The sequence below is a fragment of the Coriobacteriia bacterium genome (assembly GCA_031292615.1).
GTDB lineage: Bacteria > Actinomycetota > Coriobacteriia > Anaerosomatales > JAAXUF01 > JARLGT01.
On sequence record JARLGT010000120.1, the window covers coordinates 21594 to 28088 of the forward strand.

The window sequence follows — 6495 nt, forward strand, 5'->3', positions numbered from 1 at the left end:
GCAGGAGCGAAGCCGGCCTCTGCTTTCCCGTAGACTAGACGGCCCGTTCGGTGTGACATCGCACAGGCCTTGCCCGGCTTATGAAGACCGGCGTGCGCCCGGGACTCGTTGCCGCTACTTCACCTGTACCGTCCTGACCAGACTCTTAGAGGAGAGATACGTCGTCGACGTGACGACGCCACCTGAGTACCTGGCGACGAAGCGCCACTTTCCCCTGTAGCCCGGCTTGAAGCTGTAGCTGAACTTGCCGTTGACGACGGACACGTTCGCAGAGCCGGCGCTTCGCCATTTCTTGCCGACCAGCCGAGTCCTCGTGACGGTGACCTGGCCAGTGACCGTCGCCGGCAAGACGATGCCGGTCAAGGTCAGCTTGCGCTTCAGCTTGGATTTCGACGGCCCGGCCAGCTTCGTGGTCGTGCCGACAGTGATCTGTGCGGGCAGCGGCGGCGGAGGCGGCGAGACGACAGTGAACGCGGCGCTCACGTCGCGCTCGTTGCCAGCCAGGTCAAAGGCGCGCGCGTAGACGGTGTGGGCGCCAAGAACGCTCGTGGTCAGCTGCGTCACCGTGACAAACGAGCCGCCATCAAGCCGCATGTCGACGTGGTCCAGGCCCGAGAGCGCATCGGTGGCCGTCGCGTCGATGGTGGCCGCCGAGACGTAGGTCGCCGTGGCGTCCAGGGTCAGCGCCGGCGCCGTCTTGTCGAGGCGGACGGTGGCGGCCTTGGGGGTCTCGGCGTTGCCAGAGGCGTCGACCGACCAGTAGGTCAGTGCGTGAACACCCTCTGTCGAGAGCGTGACGGTGGTGGTGTAGGAGTGCTGCACGGCGTCAAGCGTGTAGTAGGTCGCCGCCACTCCGGAGCCACCTGCGTTGTCGGTGGCGTGCAGGCCGAGGGCCACATTTGCGTGGTCCCAGCCGGCGCCGTTGGGCGTTGGCGTGGCGATCAGTGTCGTGGTGGGGGCAGTGGTGTCAGGCGGAGGGCTCACGACAAGAGTCACTGGCACGCTCAGCGGGGTGTTGTCGGCGCCGGTGGCAGCGAGAACGATGTTGCCGTGGTATGTCCCGGCTGCGAGCGACGCCGGGGTCACAGACACCGAGGTGAAGGCCCCGCTGCCGCCTGACGCGGGCGAGCACGACAGCCACGCCGGTGAGTCGGATGCGGCACTCCAGCTCAAGACTCCGCCGGCCGTGTTGGTGATCGTGATCGGCTGCGCCGCGGGCGTACTACCTCCGACTGTGTAGTTGAACGTCAGCGAGTTGCTGGACGGCGAGATATGAGGGAGCGTGCCGGGTGCCCCAACGACGAAGCTCGTGCCGCCTGCAGATAGCCCCGAAGCCTGCGCGACGACTGTGCTGTTCTGGACCATGTCGATGCCAGTGTTCTGCCACGAAGCGCCGCTGATCGGACCGTTGGTGCCACCGATCGTCGTGTTGCATCCCGTAAAGGTCACCGGTGTCGTCTGGGCAAGCTGGAGCACGCTGCCGGAAGAGGGCGCCTCATGAATCCACTCGGCGGAGTTGCGCGCCGCAGTTGACCCGAGATTCTGCTGTGTTGAAAATGACACGCCCGTCGTTTGGTCGGTCATGGATAGCGTGAACGTGTTGCCGCTGGCCCACTTGACCTCGGCGCTCATCACGTCGCCTGGATGGATGGTCATGGTGATCGAGTGGGACGCCCCGGGGTACATCTCCCACCACGCGTAGTACTGCGGTGCCCCGCCGATCCAGTTCTCCGAAGTGCCCAGCTGCTCGACCGACGAGCTCGAGTAGCCATCGATTCCAATCCAGTCGGCGCAGTAGCCGTTGGTGGCACCCCCGCTGACCGTGGGCACGACCCAGCTCCCGGTGACGTCGCTGACTGCATTGTTCGCTGGACTCGTCAGGCTGGTGGCGGACGCGTAGCCGGACCAGTTCGACGTCTGCACGTTTGCATTCACACCGAGTAGGGCTCCGGCGCCAGGTGGCGTGATGCGAATCATCGGCGCGGCTGTCTGATTCACTCCGGCGTCGCTACTCCCAATCGCCGCGCGCGCGCTTGCACCTGCTGGCATCGCCAGAAGCGCACAGCAGACTAGTCCGAACAAGGCGAGCGTCGTGAGTCGTCTCATCTGCGTCCTCTAGTCCGCGATCCAAGGGCGTATCGCATTTCAGTTCGTTCCGCGCATCCAGGCATCCTAGTCCGCCGCGCTGAAAGCGAATCGCGAACCGCCGCGACGATTCTGCCGAAATCGAGCTGCTCGGCTGTCTCGGCCGAATGGTTGCTCTATGGTGTGTCTCGAACCTGCTTGCCCCACCCCGGAGGCCTCATGACCAGCTCGCAACTCCGCGCCCGGTACTGGCGCATCGTCTTCTTCTTTGCCGGTGTGACGGCCAACTTCATCTGGTGGGACATCTTCCTGATGCGCATCGGCCTTGGCGGCTGGAGCGGGCGCACCCGCGCCGAGCGCTATCGGCGCATCGCGGTTCGCTTCCGCGCGCTCGCCATCTCGATGGGCGGCCTGATGATCAAGGTCGGCCAGTTCCTGTCGGCGAGGCTGGATGTGCTGCCGATCGAGATAACGCAGGAGCTGGCGGGCTTGCAAGACGAAGTCCCCGCCGAGGAGTTCTCGGCGATTCGCGAGCAGGCCGAGGCCGAGCTGGGCGAGCCGATCGCCGGGCGCTACGCGTGGATCGACGAGACGCCGATGGCCGCCGCCTCTCTCGGGCAGGTACATCGCGCGAAGCTCTGCGCCGAGGAGGCCGCGATCGCCGGCTTCGAGGACGTCGTGATCAAGGTCCAGCGCCCGCATATCGAGCAGGTTGTCGACGTCGACTTGGCTGCACTTCGCCGAGTGGGTGGCTGGCTGCAGCGCTACAAGCCGGTCAGCAAGCGCGCCGACGTTCGCGCGCTGGTCGAGGAGTTCGCGGCCACCACGCACGAGGAGATCGACTACGTTGCCGAGGCGCACAACGCCGAGACGTTCGCCGAGTCGTTTGCGGACAAGCCGCGCATCCGCATCCCCAAGGTCATCTGGACACTGAGCTCGCGCCGCGTGCTGACTCTGGAGAACGTTGCTGCCATCAAGATCGGCGACTACGACGCCATCACCACCGCCGGTATCGCCCGCGAAGACGTGGCGGCTGCCGTGCTCGACGCGTACATGCAGATGATCTTGACGGACGGCTTCTTCCACGCCGACCCGCATCCCGGCAACCTCTTCGTCCAGCCGCTCGACGGTGTCGATGAAGAGGGCAAGCGCAACTGGCGCCTCACGTTCATCGACTTCGGCATGGTGGGACGCGTGCCCGAGAACCTGCGCGCAGGGCTGCAGGAGGTTCTGATCGCGGTCGGGACACAGGACGCGGCCCGGCTCGTGCAGTCGTACACCACGCTTGGCGTGCTTCTGCCCAGCGCCGACTTGAAGCTCATCGAGAAGGCGAGCCAGCAGCTCTTCGAGCGCTTCTGGGGCATGAGCATGAGCGACCTGAAGTCGCTCGACCACGCCGAGCTCATGCGCTTCAGCCTGCAATTCCGCGAGCTGGTGCTCGACCTGCCGGTCCAGCTCCCCGAGAACCTGCTGCTGCTCGGCCGCACCGTGGCCTTGCTGTCGGGCATGTGCACGGGACTCGATCCGGACTTCAACCTGTGGACGTCGATCTCGCCCTACGCCACCAAGCTGATCTCGGCGGAGGGCGGCTCGACCTTCCAGACCTTCCTCGCCGAGGCCACGAAGATCTTCCAAGTGCTGATCGGCTTGCCGAGCCGCACCGACCGCGTGCTCCAGACGCTCGAGCACGGCGAACTGAACGTCCAGACGCCGCTGCTCAACCTGCGTGTGCGCCAGCTCGAGCGAGCCGTGGGCCGCATCAACAACGGGCTCGTGTTCGCCGCGCTGCTGATCGCTGGCGCGATCCTGTACCGCACCGACGTGGTACTCGCCCGTTGGTTCATGGGCGGCAGCGCGCTCGTGTTCGTGGGCATGATGATCGGCGGCCGAGGCGGTCACGGCCCGAGGCGATAGCGCAGCCCGGGATAGCGGCATAGGCAAGGCCCGGAGGCGTCGTGCCCCGGGCCTTTGGCTTGTCCTCGACCGTGGGCGGTGGCGTCATTTGCAGGTCGGGCTGGGATATGATGAAACTGCTCGGCACCCAAACACACCGTCTAGCGCCCTAGGAGATACCGACATGGCAGTAGGACTGTTCATCATCGGCGTGCTCGTGTGGGGAATGGCCATCGGCTGGGTCGGCCAGATGCTTCTGGGCGGCGGCGGGATGCGCAACAACGATTGGCTGCAGGCGCTGATCGCCGGCGGGCTCGGTTCGCTCGTGGGCGGTACGCTCGGCAGCCTGGTGTTGGGCGAAGGGCTGACGCTGCGCATGGGCGGCATCATCAGCTCGATCGTGGGCGCGGTGATCGTGCTGCTCGTGTGGCGCATGCTTGCGAAGCGCAAGTAGCGCGGGGTGTGCTCCAACCACGACCGTGTCGCCGATAGGGACGGTATGCCCCCTGAGAAGATTGCGATTCTTGTCGACTCCGGCTCGGACGTTCCGCGGGAGTACCGCGACAAGTACCACATGTACGTGGCGCCACTGACGATCATCTACAAGGATGCCGAGTACCGCGACGGCGTCGATATCCAGCCCGAGGACGTGTTCGCGCGGTTCTCGGAGGAGATTCCCTCCACGTCGCTGCCCAGCCCGGCGACCGTCGCCGACATCTTCAAGCAGATCAAGGCCGACGGCTACGAAAAGGTCGTCGCCGTCGCCATTTCCAGCGGACTCAGCGGCACCTTCGAGACGTTTCGGAGCATGGGCGCCGCGCCCGAAGGCCTCGAGACCTGCTACATCGACACGAGAGACATCGGCATCGGGAGCGGGTTCTCGGCGATCAGGGCGGGCGAGCTCATCGAGCAGGGACTCCCGTTTGCCGAGGTGTGTCGGCAGGTGGAGGACGCGGCGCGCCACACCAAGCTGTTCTTCTGCGTCTCGACGCTCGAGTACCTGGTCAAGGGCGGCCGCATCGGGCTGGTGGCCGGGATGGTGGGCACGATCCTGAATCTCAAACCGGTCATCTCGTGCAACGAGGACGGCATCTACTACACCGTGGGCAAAGCCCGCGGGCGCGGCAAGTCGCTCAAGCTGGCGCTGGACAAGGCAGTCGAGTTTGCCGAAGGCGCCAAGGCCTACAACATCACCGTGATGCACGGCGCCGCGAAGGAAGAGGCCGACGCCCTGCTCGAAGCGCTCAAGGAGCTGCTCCCGGACTTCGGCTACGCGATCGAGGGACAGATCACGCCGGCACTCGTCGTGCACACCGGCCCCGGACTGATCGGGATCGGCGTGCAGCGACTGGCGTAGGCTCGCCGCCTCAGCGCTGCGACTGACCCTCGGTGGGCAGCTGCTGCAGGCGCAGGTTGTAGCTGGCGTAGGCCGCGTCGCGGAGGAACTCCTTGACCCGCTTGCGACCCATCGCGAGCAGCCCCACACGCGCGAACTTGTACTGGACTTGGAAGCGGGTCCAAGCCCGCATACGCGCACTCACGCCGAGCGTGGCCAGATGCGCGCGCTGCTGCTCGGTCAGGCGACGGAACCGCAGGAACGTCCCGGACAGCGCCGCGCCAACGATCCGCCGCACCGAGTAGAAGCGGCGGTAGGCGCGCAGCACGCTTGCCTGCATCTCGCCAGGCGAGAGGAACTGCGGCTTGATCACCACGTGCATGCCGTCGTAGAGCGACAGGTCGTCAAGCGCGCTGAACAGCAGGTTGCCTTCGAGCATGTGCCGCAAGGTGCGCTTGGTGCCAGGCAGCGGTGTCTCGAACAGGTACTGCAGCGACGAGACGTACTTGCGTGCGAAGTCGCCGTTGCGACGCAGTACCTCCTTGCTGTCCTCGGCAAGGGCGATGAACATGCCGTGGACCAGCAGGCCGTGGCGCTTCATCGCTTTGAGCGCCTTGGCCATGCGCTGGCTGTCGATGCCTTTGTGCATGCGCTCGAGGTCGGAGTCCTCGGCGGATTCGATCCCCACGCACACGATGGTGACCGCCGCGGCCTTCTTCATGAGCCGCAGCAGCTCCTTGTCGAGCCGCCCGTCTTTGGTGAAGACCGAGTCGGCGCGCAGTTGCATGACGAGCATGTGCGCGAAGCCCGAGTCGACCACCGATCGCAATAGGTCCTTGAAGGCCGGCTTGTTTGCGGCGGCGTTGTCGTCGATGAGGAAGGCCGTGTCGTAGCCGTCGTGCTCGGCTCGCACCAGCTCCTCGACCGTCTTCTCCGGCTCTCGTGTGACGTAGTGCGGCCAGATCTCGCAGACCTCGCAGAAGTCGCACCGGCTGGGGCAGCCGCGGGCGCGCCATACCGAGGCGACCGACGACTTCTCGGCGTGATGGATCAGCGAGCGGTCGATGAGCGGGAGCACGTCGAGCTGGGCACGCGTGAGCTGCTCGTTGGGAGGTCCCTCGCGCAGCAGGCCTTCCTCGCGCCACATCAAGCCGGGGACGTCGGCGAAGCTCTCGCCGCTC

The 6495-nt window shown here is 65.8% G+C and carries 5 protein-coding genes; 3 read left to right on the forward strand and 2 right to left on the reverse strand.

The window, feature by feature from the left end:
* Window positions 1-114: 114 nt before the first annotated feature.
* The gene (locus tag P4L93_10975; GenBank protein MDR3687466.1) at window positions 115-2106 is read right to left on the reverse strand and encodes a G1 family endopeptidase; all 1992 of its coding nucleotides are present in this window, start codon (window positions 2104-2106) and stop codon (window positions 115-117) included.
* A 198-nt stretch (window positions 2107-2304) separates the two neighbouring features.
* Between P4L93_10975 and P4L93_10980 the strand changes: the two genes are divergently transcribed.
* From P4L93_10980 to P4L93_10990, 3 genes are all read left to right on the forward strand, one after another.
* Window positions 2305-3999, forward strand: coding sequence for an AarF/UbiB family protein (locus P4L93_10980; protein ID MDR3687467.1), 1695 nt, complete (start codon window positions 2305-2307; stop codon window positions 3997-3999).
* A gap of 163 nt (window positions 4000-4162) precedes the next feature.
* On the forward strand, window positions 4163-4432 hold the full coding sequence (locus tag P4L93_10985; GenBank protein MDR3687468.1) for a GlsB/YeaQ/YmgE family stress response membrane protein: 270 nt from the start codon (window positions 4163-4165) through the stop codon (window positions 4430-4432).
* 45 nt (window positions 4433-4477) lie between these two features.
* A complete protein-coding gene (locus tag P4L93_10990) occupies window positions 4478-5335 on the forward strand; it encodes a DegV family protein (GenBank protein ID MDR3687469.1) in 858 nt (285 codons plus the stop codon).
* Between the two features lie 10 nt (window positions 5336-5345).
* Here P4L93_10990 and P4L93_10995 read toward each other — a convergent pair.
* Window positions 5346-6495, reverse strand: a 1150-nt coding sequence (locus P4L93_10995; GenBank protein ID MDR3687470.1) for a radical SAM protein, incomplete at its 5' end; no start/stop codon positions are given.